Origin of the sequence: Shewanella sp. GutCb (genome assembly GCF_002836135.1) — a bacterium.
Taxonomy (GTDB): domain Bacteria; phylum Pseudomonadota; class Gammaproteobacteria; order Enterobacterales; family Shewanellaceae; genus Shewanella.
In genome coordinates this window covers 153,710-170,753 of the sequence record NZ_PJBL01000026.1, presented here as the reverse complement: position 1 = coordinate 170,753, position 17,044 = coordinate 153,710, and the positions used below count along the sequence as shown (strand labels likewise).

Here is a 17,044-nt window from a genome sequence, read left to right as displayed (position 1 = left end):
TACCCCTAATTGAATAAAGTTGTTTGTTAGGAAATCCATGAAAAAAATAACAATAATCATACTGATTGCATTAGCAGCAGGCTTTGGGTATCAATATTATCAACAAGGGAACGTGGTTAAGGTTAAAAAAGCCAGGCCTACACCCAATGTGGTGGTCGCTAAAGCGACGATTCAACCGATCCGTGATGAAGTGGAAGCGTTAGGCACCAGCAAAGCAAACGAATCTATTACGGTAACCCCTAAAGTGTCTGAGGTCGTGACTAAGGTCAACTTTGAAGATGGTGATTTGGTTGAGAAAGGTCGCTTAATCGTGCAGTTACAAGATAGCGAGCAAAGAGCACGAGTGACGGTCGCAAAAGTGAAAGTGCAAGACCATCAACGGGAATTAGACCGGATCCGCTCGCTAGTCACAAGCCAAACGATTGCAGAGCTTGAGCGAGATAGATTACAAACACTCATCGATACCGCGAAAGCAGAATTAGCGCAATCGCAATCGGCGTTAAGTGATCGACGGATCACCGCACCATTTTCAGGTGCACTCGGTTTACGTCAGGTCAGTGTCGGTGCATTAGTGACTCCTGGTAACGCTATTACTACACTTGATGATATCTCGGTCATTAAGCTGGACTTTTCCGTACCGGAACGCTTTCTTCAATCGTTAGCGATTGGAAAGGTTGTTGAAGCGACAGCTGTTGCGTTTGATGGCGAGATGTTTATTGGCAAAGTGGTGTCCATTGATAGCCGCATAAATCCCAGTACGCGTACCGTCATTGTCCGAGCACTGATCCCAAACCCTAAGCACCGTTTGCTGCCGGGCATGTTGATGAAAGTAAAACTGATCAAACAAAGCCGAGAAGCCTTAATCTTACCCGAGTCTGCGATTATTCCAATACAAGATAGACACTATGTTTACTTGGTCAATGATGAGGGCGTGGTGGAGCAGCAACAAGTGACGCTTGGCTTACGAAAACGTGGCTGGGTTGAGATCATTGATGGCGTTGAACTCGACGAGCAAGTGGTGATCCGTGGTATTTTAAAAGTTCGTCCAGGTGATACCGTTAAAGTGACCTTTAGTGAGAAATTTAGCTTTCTAAAGCAAGCTAGCGTGGAGCCTGTGGCATGATCTTAACGGACATTTCGGTTAAGCGGCCAGTCTTCGCTTCGGTTATCAGTATCTTGTTAATCATTTTTGGTTTAGTGGCATTTGAAAAACTGCCATTGCGCGAATATCCTAATATCGATCCCCCAGTCGTTTCAATTCAGACTAACTACCGCGGCGCCAGTGCCGCAGTGGTTGAAAGCCGAATTACTCAGCTCGTTGAAGATAGAATTAGTGGCGTCGAAGGCATTAAACACATTAGTTCATCAAGCAGTGATGGTCGCTCGAACGTCACTTTAGAGTTTGACGTTGGTCGAGACATTGAAGCCGCTGCCAACGATGTCAGAGACCGAGTGTCAGGTCTTTTGAATAACCTTCCTGTAGAAGCTGATCCACCAGAAGTCCAAAAAGCCAATGGCGGAGATGAAGTCATTATGTGGCTCAACTTGGTCTCGGATCAAATGAACACATTGCAGCTGACCGACTATGCCAGGCGATATCTTGTCGACCGTTTCTCTGTGATCGATGGTGTGGCCAATATGCGTTTAGGCGGTGGTAAAGTCTATGCGATGCGTGTCTGGATCGATAGACAAGCATTGGCCGCAAGAAACTTAACCGTTGCTGATATTGAATCGGCACTGCGATCTGAAAACGTTGAGCTACCAGCAGGTAGCATAGAATCTAAAGAGCGTCACTTTACCGTTAGACTAGAAAGAAGTTATCGTACCTCTGATGACTTTGCCAATTTGGTGCTCGCCGAAGGTGATGACGGCTACTTGATTAAACTAGGCGATGTAGCAAAAGTAGAAATAGGCTCTGAAGAGGAGCGCATTACGTTTAGAGGTAACAGAGAGGCGATGATTGGTCTTGGTGTGTCTAAGCAATCGACGGCCAATACCTTAGATGTTGCTCGTGCAGCGAATGCTTTAGTGGATCAAATTAACCCCACTTTACCAGCAGGCATGGAAATAAAACGCTCTTACGATAGCTCCGTCTTTATTGAAGCCTCGGTTAAAGAGGTTTATCAAACGCTGTTTATAGCCATGTTCTTGGTCATAGCGGTGATCTATCTGTTCTTGGGCAGTGTGCGTGCCATGTTAATACCTGCACTCACTGTCCCCGTATCATTAATGGCGACCTTTATCGTGCTTTATGCGCTGGGTTACACCATTAACCTATTGACGTTGCTGGCGATGATCCTCGCCATTGGTATGGTGGTTGATGACGCCATCGTTGTACTGGAAAATATCCATAGACGCATTGAAGAGGGCGATAGTCCGCTAAAAGCCGCGTACCTAGGCGCTCGGGAAGTGGCCTTTGCTGTAGTGGCGACAACCTTAGTATTGGTTGCGGTATTTATGCCAATCACCTTTCTCGAAGGTGATTTGGGTAAGCTGTTTAAAGAGTTTGCCGTCACAATGAGCGCAGCAGTGATCTTCTCTAGTATTGTGGCGTTAACATTAAGCCCGATGATGTGTTCTAAACTGCTTAAGCCTGCTGGTCAATCTTCTTGGCTTGTAAGGAAAATAGATAATGGAATGAATAAGCTATCAGCGGGCTATCGAGCTTGGCTTAGAAAGGCAATGTTACATCCGTTTATTGTGTCATCATTCATCCTTGTTGCATTGGTCAGCAGTGCATACCTTGCAACAGAAGTACCGCAAGAGTTTGCACCCAGAGAGGATAGGGGATCAATGTTCCTTATCGTCAACGGTCCACAAGGGGCAAGCTTTGAGTATATCGAATCTTATATGGATGAAATTGAAAACAGATTAATGCCGTTAGTTGATTCAGGTGAGATCAAACGCTTATTGATCCGTGCGCCTCGTAGTTTTGGGCGGAGTTCTAACTTTTCTAACGGTATGGCGATTATCGTATTAGAAGACTGGGCCGTAAGACGCAGTGCTTTTGAAATTATCGGCGATATTCGTGGACGTTTATCTGATTTAGCCGGCGTACGAGCGTTCCCTGTTATGCGTCAAGCTTTTGGGCGTGGTGTGGGTAAACCGGTACAGTTTGTACTGGGTGGCCCCAGCTATGAGGAACTTGCTCACTGGCGCGATATAATTCTCGAAAAGGTGAAAGAAAATCCTAATCTTGTTGGCGTCGATCATGATTATAAAGAGACTAAGCCTCAGCTTCGAGTTGTTATCGATAAAGATAGAGCCGCAGATCTTGGTGTTTCTATTTCACATATCGGTCGTACGCTGGAATCGATGTTAGGTTCAAGGCTGGTGACCACCTTTATGCGCGATGGCGAAGAGTATGATGTCATTATTGAAGGTAATCGTGATAATCAAAATACGGCAGCAGATCTTGAGAATATTTACGTGCGTTCAGAACGTTCACAAGAGCTTATTCCGTTATCAAACTTGGTCAGTGTTGAAGAGTTTGCAGATGCAAGCCAGCTGAATCGTTATAACCGCATGCGAGCAATTACCATTGAGGCAAACCTTGCAGATGGTTATAGTCTTGGTGAAGCACTTGATTATCTTAATGATTTGACTCTCGAGTACCTGCCAGCTGAAGCGATCGTCAGTTATAAAGGTCAGTCATTAGATTACCAAGATTCAGGTAATTCTATGTACTTCGTCTTTATCTTAGCGCTCGGTATTGTGTTCCTAGTATTGGCGGCACAATTTGAAAGTTTTGTTCACCCAGTGGTGATCATGCTGACAGTGCCATTGGCGACACTCGGTGCCTTAATAGGTTTGTGGGCGACGGACCAAAGCCTCAATATATACAGCCAGATAGGTATTATCATGTTGGTAGGCTTAGCGGCTAAAAATGGGATTTTAATTGTCGAGTTTACCAATCAACTACGTGATAAAGGCGTCGAGTTCCAAAACGCTATTATTCAAGCATCTAGTCAACGCTTACGCCCTATCTTAATGACTGGGATCACCACCGCTGCGGGGGCGATTCCATTGGTCATGGCCGAAGGCGCTGGCGCAGAGACACGCTTTGTCATTGGTGTTGTCGTTTTATCGGGAATAAGTTTAGCGACTTTCTTTACGCTATTTGTTATTCCCGTGGCATATTCGCTGTTGGCGAAAAATTCGGGTTCGCCAGAGATGGTTGCCCAACAACTTGAAAAAGAGCTTGCGGATTAGGCTCATTAGAAAGGTGAGTTAAAAATAGAAAACAAAAAAGGCGCTGTAAGCGCCTTTTTTATTGTCTGAATTTCAACAAAATAGAAAGATAAAATTATTGTGGTTTATCGCCTTTATCATCTTGTTCTTTCTTTTTATCCTGATCGACAGGATCTGTTGATTTAGGTTTCTTCTGATCTTTACCGAACTGAGGCATCTTGTATTTAGCGCTGTATTTAAGCACGGCTAAATTACTGGCGATGACACCAATTACTAATAAAATAAGTAAGCCAACTTCTAGATCAGACATATTCTTACCTTATTGTTAATCAACTGCCAAACGAGATTCACAGATACGAATATCTTCAGGTGTATCCACTTCTGGAGAGTCAAAAGCACTGATGGCGACTTTGATCTTGTAGCCATGTTCTAGCGCTCGTAACTGCTCAAGCTTTTCCAAATCTTCTAATCTACCGAGTGGCAGCTTGGCAAACGTGTGCACAAACTTACGCGTGTAGGCATATACCCCTAAGTGTTTATACACGGGGTAATCGTCTGTATCACGGCCAAAAGGAATGCGTGCACGTGAGAAATACAATGCATTAAACTCATTATCAAACACCAGCTTTACGTGCTTTGGATCGTTGAGCTCTTCCTCTTCGGTAATTTGAAATCCGAGAGTTGCCATTCCGAACTCACCAGGGTGACGGTCGAAAAGGCTAATAATTTGTTCGATAGAGATGGGGTCTATCAGTGGCTGATCACCTTGTAAATTAACCACTAAGTCGTCTTCTGCAAGCCCTAGCTGTGTAATCGCATCTTCGATACGATCTGTACCTGAAGCGGCTTCTGCACTTGTCATGATAACCTTACCACCGAAACCTTCGACGGCATCTTTTATGCGTTCGTCATCGGTTGCGACATAGATATCTTTAAGCCCTTTTGCTAGTGATGCACGCTCGTAAACATGCTGGATCATCGGTTTACCGTTAATTGGAGCCAACGGCTTGCCAGGAAAACGACTTGAGCCGTATCGAGCAGGGATCAACAAGGTTACATTCATTCAATTTACCTAATAATAAAATTAATGGGCTTCTTGATAGAAGCCCATTTAGCATCTAAAGAGGACTTAGATACGACGGAATAGCTTAGTTAGCATTTCGTCTGTGACTTTCTCTTCCCAGCCTTCGCCGTAAACATTGTCCCAAAGTGGACCCATGCTCTTTGTGACTGCAACCATCTTAGCGATAGTTTCGTCAGGCAAGTCTTTACAGATATTCTTTGGTAGGACAATGTTATGTTTATCCATCATCTTACGGAACTCTGCAACACCCTCAGGATAGAACTCTTCAAGCACGTCGAATGCTAAACAGTTACCGATACCGTGATGGTAACCAAGTACATAGCCTAGACCATATGAAACAGCATGACATGCACCTACTTGGCTGTAAGCAATGCTCATTCCGCCCATGTAAGATGCCATCATCAGCTTGTCATCTTTCTCTTCATGGTCGTCAATGAAGACTTGACGGCAAAGATCCATCGATTTTTCAGCGAACGCTTTAGCAAATTCGTTGAGGTAGGTACCTTCAAGTGATTCAACACAGTGAATATAGCAATCCATACCGGTATAGAACCACTGATCGGTAGGCACGCCAGCAATTAATTCTGAATCCATGATGATTTGATCAAAGACGGTGTAATCAGAGTTAAGTCCAAGCTTACGCACAGGTCCGCAAAGCACTGCAGTACGAGACGCTTCTGCGCCAGTACCAGATACTGTAGGAATACCGATGTGGTGTACTGCAGGGTTGTTTATTAGATCCCAACCTTGATACTTAGCACTGCCACCGTCATTGGTTAGCATAAGAGCTACAGCTTTTGCTAAGTCGAGGGTAGAACCACCGCCTAGACCGATAACACTTACTGGTAACTTGCCGCTAAAAGCTTGTACTTGTTCAGTCAGCGCATCAACTTGCTTAGTGCTTGGCTCGTCATCGACATTGACATAGATAAGCATGTCTTGGTCTTTAGCAGGGACTCGGCCACTAAGAGGCTTATCTTGGTGAACGTCATCGACCAAAAAGACCACAAAATCATCTTCACTTTTGCGTTCTTCAGCGAGAACAGTATCTAGCTGGACAAACGATCCGCGACCAAAAATCATTTTTGGTACACATTTGAAATTTTTAAAACTCATTACAACATTCTCCGTTGAGACTATTACTGTAAAAAGTGCAATCGCGTCTTAAGAATAGACGCGACAACGAAATAAATCTTATTAAGCGAACGCGCGCTTAATATTTTCGATACGTTGGTTTATCTCTTCTTCAGTCCAAGATAGCTTGATCAACATCGAGATAGTACGGCTCATAATGGCATCAGACTTTGGTACTGAAACCTTAGTATAATCAGGACGATCTTCGATTAATGTGATCGGTAAAGCGGCCGGAGACTTAAGCTCTTGGATATGCTTCCAGTTGTTTAGGTAATGCCAGTTATTGATATACCAGTAGAAACAACCATCAACGCCATTTTCAGCTAACTTCTTGTTGATCTCAATAGTGCGAGCTTCAGTCGGCATAAAGAAGGTTAGGAAACCTGCTGAATCGCCTTCTGGATCGGGCAGTTCGCGGAATGTAAGCTCCGGAATAGTCGCCATTGCATCTTTGATGACTTTCTTATTGGTACGTTGAATATCAATAATTTTATCAAGCTTACGCAGCTGCGCTAAGCCCATCGCAGAGTTTAACTCTGAGATGCGGAAGTTGAGCCCCATCATGGGATGACCTTCAGCGCCGCGATCGTTGCCAACATGGTCATGACCGTGGTCAGAGAACATGTGTGCATTGTTGTATATGGTTTCATTGTTAGTGATGACCGCTCCGCCTTCACCGCAAGTGATGGTTTTAACAGAATCAAAAGAGTAGCAACCTACATCACCGATGGTACCAAGGGCCTGACCTTTGTAGCTGGCACCAATAGCTTGGCAAGCATCTTCAAGAATAACCAGGTTGTGCTTAGCGCAAACTGCTTTAATCTCATCCATCTTACCCATAGAACCACACATTTGAACTAAGTTGATTGCTTTAGTTTTTGGTGTGATAACCGCTTCAATGCCTTCAGGAGATAAACAAAGCGTTTCATCAATCTCAGCAAAAATAGGAACAGCGCCTGCCATGAATACAGCTTCAACTGAAGCGACAAACGTGAACGGTGGTACAATAACTTCATCACCTGCGCCAATGCCAGCTGCAGCCATTGCGGTTTGCAGTGCAGCGGTACCACTTGATACTAAGTGAGCATGCTTTGCATTCATTTTCTCGCAAAGTAAGGCTTCCATCTCACGTGTTTTCCAACGATCATTACGCATATGATCGAAGTTATAACGGAAAGTAAAACCGTTCTCCATTACGTCTGCAACTTCCTGCTTCTCTTCAGGACCAAATAATTCAAAACCAGGCATGGACATTTCCTTAGAATTTACTGCGCTCATAAGCGCTAAAAATAACTAATGGATTATAACTGTGATATGGGGGTAACTGCGAGATTTCTTAGCAATTTTCTATCGATTAATACGAATTACACGCAATAACGGCGGTTTCTGAAATATGAGTATGCTTGTTTGGTTATCGGGAGTCTCAATTACGCGGTTTAGTCGAAGGAAGTAGGGCAATAAAAAAGTCTGTTAATTTAGGGAACGACCATTGGATAAATCGACTAGAACGGTGGATTTGGCTAATGCATTAACACACTTGATATAACAAAGGCTATCGACTCTAACGCCCTGATAGCCTGTATTTATATAGAAGCTACTTAGTCTTTATTAAGCTCGCTTTCTTTGTTTATTGTCACATCAAGATCAGAGAGTAGGCCGTTTTCGACACTGTATATCCAACCATGAATGGCCACTTCTTGGCCACGATGCCATGCCTCTTGCACTATAGTGGTGCTGCAAACGTTATCGACCTGTTCCATTACATTAAGCTCACACAAACGGTCAAAACGTTCCGCTTCATCCATTTTGGATAATGTGTCTTTATGCAGACGATGAATGTCTCGTATGTGACCTAACCAATTATCAATTAACCCAAGCCTTTCTGTGCCCATTGCAGCCTTTACCCCACCGCAACCATAATGCCCTACGACCATGATATGTTTAACTTTTAACACATCGACAGCATATTGAAGTACCGAAAGGCAGTTAAGATCTGTATGGATCACCATGTTGGCAATATTACGATGAACAAATACTTCGCCAGGCATTAGATCAATGATCTGATTAGAAGGGACTCTGCTATCAGAACAACCAATCCATAAGTACTCAGGGTTTTGCTGTTTGGCTAATTGCTCAAAAAATTTGGGGTCTTCTTTGAGTATGCGACCAGCCCAGCGTCTATTATTATCAAAAAGCGGTTTTAGTAATTTCATTCTGCTCTTATTTTCAGTCAGTTAACTAGAACGGTGATGCAGGGTAAGGATATCATCAATTGATTGCCTTGCTGGTCTATTCAGTCATGGTTGTTTGTGCCCTAACGATCAGTAAAATAGTAGAACACAAACCTTAACTGGTTGTTAAATAATGTTACGTGACAGTAATGTATGTTTAGTTTGTTTCATTTCTAGCTAATTTGTAGCAGAGAGAAATTCAGTTAGGTGCTGATTAACAAATTCAGCTTGCTCTAACGTCGATATATGCCCCGCATCGGGTATATGGATAAACTTACTGCCATCAATGGCATCGTGCATCAGGTAACTCTCTAATACCGAACGTGCTTTATCTTGCACCCCAGCCATAATCAAACAGGGCAACGTCAGTTCTTCCACTTGTTCCAGAGTATCTCGTCGGCCGAAAATCATCTTTCCTAAACGGAATAGGCTATCGATTTGCTCGCTGTTGATATTGGCGAGTATTAATTCAAACTTATCAACCAGTAATTGATTAGGATTATCCGCAAAAAACAACGGAATTATAGTGGCTCGTAGCGCTGGGGAAATACCTTTTTCATGCTTTATGACGTCAAGCATAGCGTAGTATTTGTCGCGGGTGATCTCTGGTTCAAAGCCAATAAAGCTATTGAGCATGACCAAACGTTTGACGCGGGTTGGCGCAAGTAGCGCTAATTCTGCACCCCACATAGCACCGACAGATAAACCGATAACCGAAAAGTCTCCGATATCTAACGAATCCATTAGAGACAGCATTTGAGCTGAAACATCGCGTAAGTTACGGCATTGAGCTGGCATATCTGTTGATAAACCATGACCCCATAAATCGGGAACGATACAACGATATTGTTGGCTCAAAAGTTCAATCTGTGGCGCCCACATTTGCGCATCCCACAGGTAGCTGTGCCCAAACAAAAGCACAGGGCCTTGGCCGATATCAATATAGCTAATGGCTTTATTATCGATAGTGTATTGCTGTCTATGAGTGGCAAAATCTAGATTTTTCACGGATTATTCTCTGTCATTGTGAATTTATTTGTTGTTAATTTCGATACTTGATTATAGCGGGACTGGCGCGACACGGTAAACATATTCTCGGGTTAACGCGTCTAACTTATCTAGAACTTGTGCTTTATATAATACCGACGAGTGTTGCAGGATATCGGCTAAGGTCTCTACATTGAACGCATCCACGTAGTGCTTAGATACCGGATAATAACTAAGATGCCATGGTTCAGCACTGACACCACTCAAGCCTTGTTGAAAAGGCAAGTAAAAGCCAAAACGTTGAGCATTGTTAGTTAACCACAAACTCAAGGTATAGCAGGGCCCATTCAGTTGATACTCCTGCGGAATTAGCTGTAAATCATGCTTTGATATCTTGTTACTATCAAAAATATCGATATCAGTACCCCAATGATGTCTTGAGGTCCCAGGTAGTGCAGACCATAGCAGTATTAGCGCGATAATCTGCTCTGCAGTTTTGCCGCCGATGTCGACTGGCTGAGCGTCTTTGTTGAGTAATGTGCGAGTGCCACTGGCTTTTGCATTCCAAATTAACTGTTGTCGATCAAAATCTCGAAAAGCAGAGCATATCTCTATCGCAATACCTTCTTTTTCAGCAGCGGTGCGCATTTGAGCAAATGCGTGTGCGGTTTCTTGCTCAAGGAGGTAACCAGAGCACTCAATTAAATGAGCACCGCTGAGTCCATAAAGGTGAGGGGCTGCTATTGGCACAACAGATTTTCCAAAATGGCTTCATAACACAGAGCTAGTTGCTCAAGGTCGGTAACTTTAACGCATTCATTCACTTTGTGAATCGTTGCGTTGACAGGCCCCAATTCCAGCACTTGTGCCCCCGTTGGCGCAATAAAGCGGCCATCGGAAGTTCCACCTGATGTCTGAGGATCAGTATCTAAACCGGTGACTTTCTTAATCGCATCGCGTGTCGCATCAAGCAGTGGTCCATCACCCGTTAAGAATGGTAGGCCATTGAATATCCAGTTTATATCATAATCCAGTCCATGTGCGTCGAGTATGTTAAGCACTCGTTCGATCAATATATCAGCGGTGACTTCAGTAGAGTACCTAAAGTTAAACATGACCTCTAGCGCACCTGGAATAACGTTTGATGCGCCTGTGCCGCCATTGATGTTAGCGATTTGAAAGCTGGTAGGCGGGAAAAACGCATTGCCATTGTCCCACTTCATCCGGGCTAATTCATCGAGCACTGGTGCCGCTTTGTGAATAGGGTTGTCAGCAAGGTGAGGGTACGCGACGTGTCCTTGGACCCCATTGATGGTGAGGTTGCCTGTTAAGCTTCCACGGCGTCCATTTTTAACAATGTCACCCAGTTTATGCGTTGATGATGGCTCACCGACTAATGACCAAGTGATTTTTTCATTACGCTCTTCTAAGGTATCAATAACTCGAGTGGTGCCATTAATAAAGGGCCCCTCTTCGTCGCTCGTGATAAGAAAGGCGATTGAGCCATTATGGTCGGGATGGTTTTTAACAAACCGTTCAGTAGCAACGACCATTGCCGCAAGTGAGCCTTTCATATCTGCTGCGCCGCGTCCATGCAGGTAATCATCAATGACGACAGGCTCAAAAGGTGGCGTGTGCCAACGGTTGAGATCGCCAACGGGGACCACATCAGTATGGCCAGCGAAACAGAAAACAGGGTCTTGGGTGCCTTTTCGAGCCCACATGTTCGTGGTGTCTTCGAACACCATATCTTCAATGTTAAAACCTGCAGCGGCGAGTCTTGTAGCCATCAAGGTTTGGCAACCTTCATCTAGCGGCGTAACGGATGGACGAGAGATTAAATCTTTTGCCAATGCCAGTACTAAAGAATCTTTAGATTGGCTCATAGACTAAACCACGCTTTATATTCAGCTTCTTTGAATCCGACATTAACCTTGCTGCCGTTGACGAGTACAGGGCGTTTGATTAATGTGGGATAAAGGACCATTAGCGCGATAGCTTTCTTTTCATTAATGTCATTTTTTTCGGTGTCAGTTAAATTTCTAAAGCTGGTGCTACGTTTATTAAATAAAGTTTCCCATCCAACGACAGCGACCCATTCTTCGACTTGCTCGGCAGTGAGCCCATGTTCACGAAAATCATGAAAATCAACGCTAAGATTATTTTGTTCTAGCCATTTACGGGCTTTACGTACGGTGTCGCAATTCTTAATGCCGAAAAGTGTCAAAGCGGGTACTCCATTATTAATTTTATTAGTGAATCTCATTGTGTCATTGGTTTTGTAAAGCCTCAAGGAAGAAATAGCTCTGCTTGGGGTTATTGAGTTTTATTCAACTTATTGGCGCTGATATGTGATAAACATGATTAGGAAACATTACATGTAAGCAACAAAAGCCGAATGATTGCATTCGGCTTTTGTTATGTGAAACGAACCATTAGCTTAAAGTATGGCGGAAAAAATAATGTCTTTACCCGCTTCTAAGGTCCCCTGTTTTTTATCCAAACCTTTCACGTCTTCCATGTTGGCGATAAGCACCGGTGTCAATAGGCTATCGGCATGCTCTTTTAGATATTCAATATCGAACTCTAAGATAGGCTCGCCCATTTTGACTTCTTGGCCCTCTTCAGCGAGACGTTTAAAACCGTTCCCCCTAAGCTCTACAGTGCCTATCCCAAAATGAACAAAAATCTCTAATCCTTGCGGTGATTCAATGCTAAAGGCATGGTTGGTTTCAAAAATTTTGCCTATGGTTCCATCTATCGGCGCAACAATATGCTGGCCTGTTGGTGCGATGGCTAATCCATCCCCGACAATTTTTTCAGAGAATACAGCGTCGGGTACTTTCTCGATCGCAACAATTTTGCCAGAAACGGGTGCATATACATTTACACTGCCCGCGATGTCTGTTTGTCCGGAAACAAGACGTCTAATGCGGCTTAAAAATCCCATTTATTTGCCCCTTGGAATCATTATAATATTCAAATTAGACTGCATTTATTATATCTCTATAAACTAAGACCTGTTAGATAAAGATTTAATTCTTCGATTCTTTCTATCTTTTGTGCCTGTTTGGCCATCTCTAAGCAAGATGAGTAACTGCTGGCTCTTATCGCCGATTTGACTTCCAATAATGAGACTAGATTGACACTGAGTTCATCAATACCCATTCCCACAAGTAGAGGTGCAACAATAGGGTCGCTGGCCAGTTCGCCACAAAGAGAGACTTTGACATTATGTTGCTTAGCAGTATCAATACTCATTTGAACCAAGGTTAAAATGGCAGGTGAAAGTGAAGGGTAATCCCGTGTCAGTTGCGGATTTGTTCTGTCAGCCGCCATTGCATATTGTGTTAAATCATTAGTACCAATGCTGATGAAGTCGAGCCTAGGCAGCATTGATGCAAGGTTTATCACCGCGGCAGGTGTCTCAACGACGATTCCGTAACTCAGTTCACCGTAGCCTTTTTCTTCTTCGTTTAAGCTGCTTTTACATTGTTCAATCAATTCAAAAAGTGTGTCTAGCTCTTCGACTTGGTTGATCATAGGAAACATCAACCGAATAGGTCCGTGGTTCGCAGCACGCAAAATGGCTTTTAGCTGGGTGACCAGGATTTCAGGATGTGCGAAGGTATATCGAATGCCTCTGATGCCGAGGGCGGGGTTATCTTCACAAGCTGGATTTAAGCAGGGTAACTCTTTATCAGCGCCCACATCGAGGGTACGTATGGTAAAGGGCTTTCCATCCATGAGCTGAAGCGCATCGCAATAGAAGTGGTACTGTATTTTCTCCTGTGGAATAGTCATGGTATTCATTAGCATGAACTCGGTTCTAAAGAGCCCGATCCCTTCAGCGCCAACATCGGTGAGATGGCTTATTTCATTTAAACTGCCCACATTAGCCAGTAATCCCACACAGTGCCCGTCGAGGGTCTGAGCGGGGAGATCTTTAAGCAGCAAGAGTTGCTGTTTGTGCGCTTCATCTTGTTGGCGCAGTTGGGTCAGTCTTTCGATGATGTCAGCGGTGGGGTTTAGATGCAGCTCGCCGTCGATAGCGTTGAGTACGACGGCGTCGCCATCGTTAATTTGTGACCGTTCAAATTGGCAACTTAACAGCGCTGGGATCCCAGCGCTGCGTGCCAAAATCGCAGTATGGCTTGTTAACCCACCGGTGTTAAGCACCAAGCCTGTTATGTGTTGTAGCGGTAGCATGGCGAATTCAGCAGGGGTGAGATCATGGGCCAAAATAACGGTTGGCGTAGTTAACTGGCTGAGGTCCAGATGCTGTGCGCCGCTGAGTCTGGCGATTAAGCGACTCGCTAAACACAAAACATCCTGTGCTCTATTGGCTAAATAGGGGTCTTCTAGTTGTTCAATCTCCGAAGCTTGATGGGAAAATACTCTCTCAATGGCCACCGCTGCATTAATTTGTAGCTGGCGAATTTCATTTACGACGACCTCTAGGAGCGAATCATCATCAAGAAAGAGTAAATCAGCTTCAATCAGATCATAATGCTCAGAACCGACCTTAAGCTTGGCTAGTATCTCTGCTAAATGACTTTTTTGCTTATTGAATGCTAATGCTAGTTTTCGTTGTTCATTAGGGATTTTATCAGGGGACAAACGTCGATAGTCGATTTTTTCATGGTGTAGATTGAGGTGTAGGGCTTGGCCGAACGCGACGCCTGATGAAACAACAATACCTTTAATCGACATAACGGAGCCTTTTAGCTAAGTGTAATAAGGAGTTCAGAAACTTCTTCAACTGCTTGCTGAGCTTGTTCACCTTCAGCGATAACTTTGACTTCTATACCGAAATAAAGCCCTAGTGTTTGTAGCTTAAAAAGGCTTTTTGCACTGGCCTGTTTTCCGTTACATTCTACGATGATATCGCAATCAAATGATTTGGCTTTTTTAACTAATAGTGCCGCAGGTCGAGTGTGTATACCGTGCTTAGCGGTTATTGTAACGGTTTTTTGGTACATATAATCTTCTCGTTAAAAGGCTAAGAATCGGCTGTATAAGCTGATGATTATCTGCTCTGATGTTCAATGATTTGATAGTTCTTTTTCTTGAGTGCTTTTGTGGCTTCGGCCAAGGTGTCTTTTTTTACCAGAATATAGTCGGTATCGAATGTAGAGATAGCAAATATACTAATTTTTTCTGCGGCCAACGCGCCTGATACGCTCGATAATATGCCTGTCATGGAAAAGCCTAAAGGGCCCAATACTTCAAGACAGCGCCAACCGTTTTCCTGCTCTAGGCTTTCCATTTCGAATGTTGAAATTACGACAACTGACAGTTCTTCGCTCGTTTTACCGATAAAGTAGATATCTTGCTGAAAAATCGCACTCGGTACGATACTGTCAGGAGCAAGGCTATGAATAGTAAAAAGTTGCGGATGAATCGCTAAGGTCATGCGTGCCATAAATTCAATTCCGTATTGATAGATCGTCCGAATTGAATTTAGCTTAACATAGTTTGAATAATGAAAAAGGGGCAAATTATGCCCCTTTTTTAATGTGGATAAGCGTTTAGCTGACCTTAAACTGGCTTAATGTTTTGGCTGAGTTTTTGCTAATCGATTGTAATGACACTGCGGCATGGCGGTTACTTTCGTTGGCCTTTACTGACACTTCAGTCAGTTCTGTAATACTGCATATATTGCGATTAATCTCTTCCGTGACCAGAGATTGCTCTTCTGTTGCGCTGGCTAACTGGGTATTCATATCGCTGATATGAGCAACAAGATCCAAAATTTCAGCTAGTGATTCCCCCACACCCTTAGCTTGACTCTGCACTTGCTCAGATTGTTGTTGTGTACGCTCGTTACTAGAGACGACCGAACTCACGCCTGATTGGATCTCAGTGATGATTTTTTGAATTTCATTGGTAGAGTCCTGAGTTCGGTTTGCTAAAGCACGCACCTCATCGGCAACAACAGCGAATCCTCTGCCGTGCGCACCGGCACGGGCGGCTTCAATCGCGGCATTAAGCGCAAGCAGGTTGGTCTGATCGGCGATGCCTCTTATCACATCTAATATGCTGCCAATCTGTTTTGAAGACGTGCCAAGATGGTGGGTTATCTGTTCAGATGTTTTTAACTCTTCGACTAATCGCTGCGTATTATCGAGGGTGTTATCCATTTTTTCCATGCTGAGTTGGGCTTGCTGTTTGACACTATTTGCGGCGTCTGCGGCTTGACTGGTGTTGGTCGCCATCTCATGGGTGGTTGATAGCATCTCGTTGATTGCAGTTGCAACGCTGCTGGTTTCTTGATGGAGGTGATCAACACTGCTATTCGATTCCTCTACGGCATTAAGTAAACGTGTGGCATCATCATCTAGGTTTTTTCCTAGCGGTTGTAGTTGAGCAACAGTATCTGCAATCTTTATCACAAACAGATTAAAAGCCTCTGCTAGCTCTGCTACCTCATCTTTACCTTTTGTGGGTAACCTTTTGGTTAGATCACCGTCACCTTGTGCAATATCTTTCATCGCCGCAATCGCATTTTTAAGCGGTGCGGTAATCGATAGATTAAGCAATAAGAAGAATGAAAAAATGGGAATAGATATCATTAGCATGATAAGCACGTAATCAAATGCCATCGAATACATGACATTGTTTATCTCGCTATTATAACTGCCGGTAATGAGTGTCCAATCCCAAGCGGGATAGTACCTAGCCTCAACCAACTTATCTTCTAACTGGCTGCTTTGAGCATTAATAAAGCTGACTTGGCCTTTGGCTGTGCCATTGATTGCAGCAGCAGCAACGATTGCAGAGAGTGTGGTGTCATTACCTTGCTGGTTAATGCTGGCAAGTTTGTTACCGATAGTTTGCTTACTCGCGCCATTGGCTAAAATGGTGTTATCTCTATCAAGTAAAATGAAGTGGCCTTTATCGCTAAAATGGATCTGGCTGATAAGGTTAGCACTTTCTACCTTGGCATCACTTTCAGAAATATCACCATTAGCCGCTTGCATCCGATGCGCTTCAATAACACTGATAACCGTGTTTAGCTGCGCATCATTTTGCTGCCACTTTTGCGTAACAAGGTTGTTGTATTGCTCGTTTATCGAAAAACTGGCAAAACAAACGGTACCGATCGCTGCCAGCATGAGCATTAAAATAAGTCGTTGGAGGATGGTTAGTTGTCTTAAAAGGGCAGTCATAAGAGCCTGGCTACATTAAATAAAGAGTGTCATGAATGTATCGTTTATTGTTAACCAAAAGAACCCATAACAGTATGTTTATTTTAAAAATGTTAACTATATCGACTCTTTATTTATTTTTATATTTTTTAAATCATAGATCTCATTTTTCACCGCTAAACGACATTTTATTTTGAGGTTTAGAATAGATGTTCTGATGACATTTGTTTAAGCATAATTTATTTAGCCTAATGTCTGAACAACGG

16 protein-coding genes are annotated in these 17,044 nt (G+C 43.5%); 2 read left to right on the top strand and 14 right to left on the bottom strand.

Going from position 1 to position 17,044, the window contains the following annotated elements; translation table 11 throughout:
• The first annotated feature begins 37 nt into the window (after positions 1 to 37).
• Both CXF86_RS16135 and CXF86_RS16130 read left to right on the top strand, forming a co-directional pair.
• The gene (locus CXF86_RS16135) at positions 38 to 1,123 is read left to right on the top strand and encodes an efflux RND transporter periplasmic adaptor subunit (protein WP_101090959.1); all 1,086 of its coding nucleotides are present in this window, start codon (positions 38 to 40) and stop codon (positions 1,121 to 1,123) included.
• Positions 1,120 to 4,212 carry an efflux RND transporter permease subunit gene (locus tag CXF86_RS16130; protein WP_102039502.1) on the top strand — a complete coding sequence of 1,031 codons (3,093 nt, stop codon included), beginning with the start codon at positions 1,120 to 1,122 and terminating at the stop codon, positions 4,210 to 4,212. Before CXF86_RS16135 ends, CXF86_RS16130 begins: the two co-directional genes overlap by 4 nt.
• Positions 4,213 to 4,306: 94 nt before the next feature.
• Here CXF86_RS16130 and CXF86_RS16125 read toward each other — a convergent pair whose 3' ends face one another.
• From CXF86_RS16125 to CXF86_RS16060, 14 genes are all read right to left on the bottom strand, one after another.
• Positions 4,307 to 4,501 carry a DUF2897 family protein gene (locus tag CXF86_RS16125; protein ID WP_101090957.1) on the bottom strand — a complete coding sequence of 65 codons (195 nt, stop codon included), beginning with the start codon at positions 4,499 to 4,501 and terminating at the stop codon, positions 4,307 to 4,309.
• Positions 4,502 to 4,516: 15 nt separating this feature from the next.
• Positions 4,517 to 5,254, bottom strand: a complete 738-nt coding sequence (gene kdsB, locus CXF86_RS16120; protein ID WP_101090956.1) for a 3-deoxy-manno-octulosonate cytidylyltransferase — start codon at positions 5,252 to 5,254, stop codon at positions 4,517 to 4,519.
• 66 nt (positions 5,255 to 5,320) lie between these two features.
• Complete coding sequence (gene kdnB / locus CXF86_RS16115) at positions 5,321 to 6,391, bottom strand: 3-deoxy-alpha-D-manno-octulosonate 8-oxidase KdnB (RefSeq protein ID WP_101090955.1); 1,071 nt, start codon at positions 6,389 to 6,391, stop codon at positions 5,321 to 5,323.
• An 81-nt stretch (positions 6,392 to 6,472) separates the two neighbouring features.
• Entirely contained in the window at positions 6,473 to 7,657 is a 1,185-nt protein-coding gene (gene kdnA / locus CXF86_RS16110) for an 8-amino-3,8-dideoxy-alpha-D-manno-octulosonate transaminase KdnA (protein WP_102039501.1), read from the bottom strand.
• A gap of 350 nt (positions 7,658 to 8,007) precedes the next feature.
• Positions 8,008 to 8,622: a carbonate dehydratase gene (gene can, locus CXF86_RS16105; RefSeq protein ID WP_101090953.1), complete on the bottom strand. Its 615-nt coding sequence runs from the start codon at positions 8,620 to 8,622 to the stop codon at positions 8,008 to 8,010.
• A 195-nt stretch (positions 8,623 to 8,817) separates the two neighbouring features.
• On the bottom strand, positions 8,818 to 9,648 hold the full coding sequence (locus CXF86_RS16100) for an alpha/beta fold hydrolase (RefSeq protein ID WP_102039500.1): 831 nt from the start codon (positions 9,646 to 9,648) through the stop codon (positions 8,818 to 8,820).
• 51 nt (positions 9,649 to 9,699) lie between these two features.
• Positions 9,700 to 10,377, bottom strand: coding sequence for a M15 family metallopeptidase (locus CXF86_RS16095; protein ID WP_102039499.1), 678 nt, complete (start codon positions 10,375 to 10,377; stop codon positions 9,700 to 9,702).
• The gene (gene dapE / locus CXF86_RS16090; protein ID WP_102039498.1) at positions 10,368 to 11,513 is read right to left on the bottom strand and encodes a succinyl-diaminopimelate desuccinylase; all 1,146 of its coding nucleotides are present in this window, start codon (positions 11,511 to 11,513) and stop codon (positions 10,368 to 10,370) included. The genes CXF86_RS16095 and dapE overlap by 10 nt, the downstream gene beginning before the upstream one ends.
• Positions 11,510 to 11,893, bottom strand: coding sequence for an ArsC family reductase (locus CXF86_RS16085; protein ID WP_101090949.1), 384 nt, complete (start codon positions 11,891 to 11,893; stop codon positions 11,510 to 11,512). The genes dapE and CXF86_RS16085 overlap by 4 nt, the downstream gene beginning before the upstream one ends.
• Before the next feature lie 174 nt (positions 11,894 to 12,067).
• Positions 12,068 to 12,577 carry a PTS glucose transporter subunit IIA gene (gene crr, locus CXF86_RS16080; RefSeq protein ID WP_101090948.1) on the bottom strand — a complete coding sequence of 170 codons (510 nt, stop codon included), beginning with the start codon at positions 12,575 to 12,577 and terminating at the stop codon, positions 12,068 to 12,070.
• A gap of 56 nt (positions 12,578 to 12,633) precedes the next feature.
• A complete protein-coding gene (gene ptsP / locus CXF86_RS16075) occupies positions 12,634 to 14,340 on the bottom strand; it encodes a phosphoenolpyruvate--protein phosphotransferase (RefSeq protein ID WP_102039497.1) in 1,707 nt (568 codons plus the stop codon).
• A gap of 11 nt (positions 14,341 to 14,351) precedes the next feature.
• Positions 14,352 to 14,609 carry an HPr family phosphocarrier protein gene (locus CXF86_RS16070; RefSeq protein ID WP_102039496.1) on the bottom strand — a complete coding sequence of 86 codons (258 nt, stop codon included), beginning with the start codon at positions 14,607 to 14,609 and terminating at the stop codon, positions 14,352 to 14,354.
• 47 nt (positions 14,610 to 14,656) lie between these two features.
• Entirely contained in the window at positions 14,657 to 15,052 is a 396-nt protein-coding gene (locus tag CXF86_RS16065; RefSeq protein ID WP_101090945.1) for an ACT domain-containing protein, read from the bottom strand.
• A 106-nt stretch (positions 15,053 to 15,158) separates the two neighbouring features.
• On the bottom strand, positions 15,159 to 16,799 hold the full coding sequence (locus CXF86_RS16060) for a methyl-accepting chemotaxis protein (protein WP_102039495.1): 1,641 nt from the start codon (positions 16,797 to 16,799) through the stop codon (positions 15,159 to 15,161).
• Between the last annotated feature and the right edge of the window lie 245 nt (positions 16,800 to 17,044).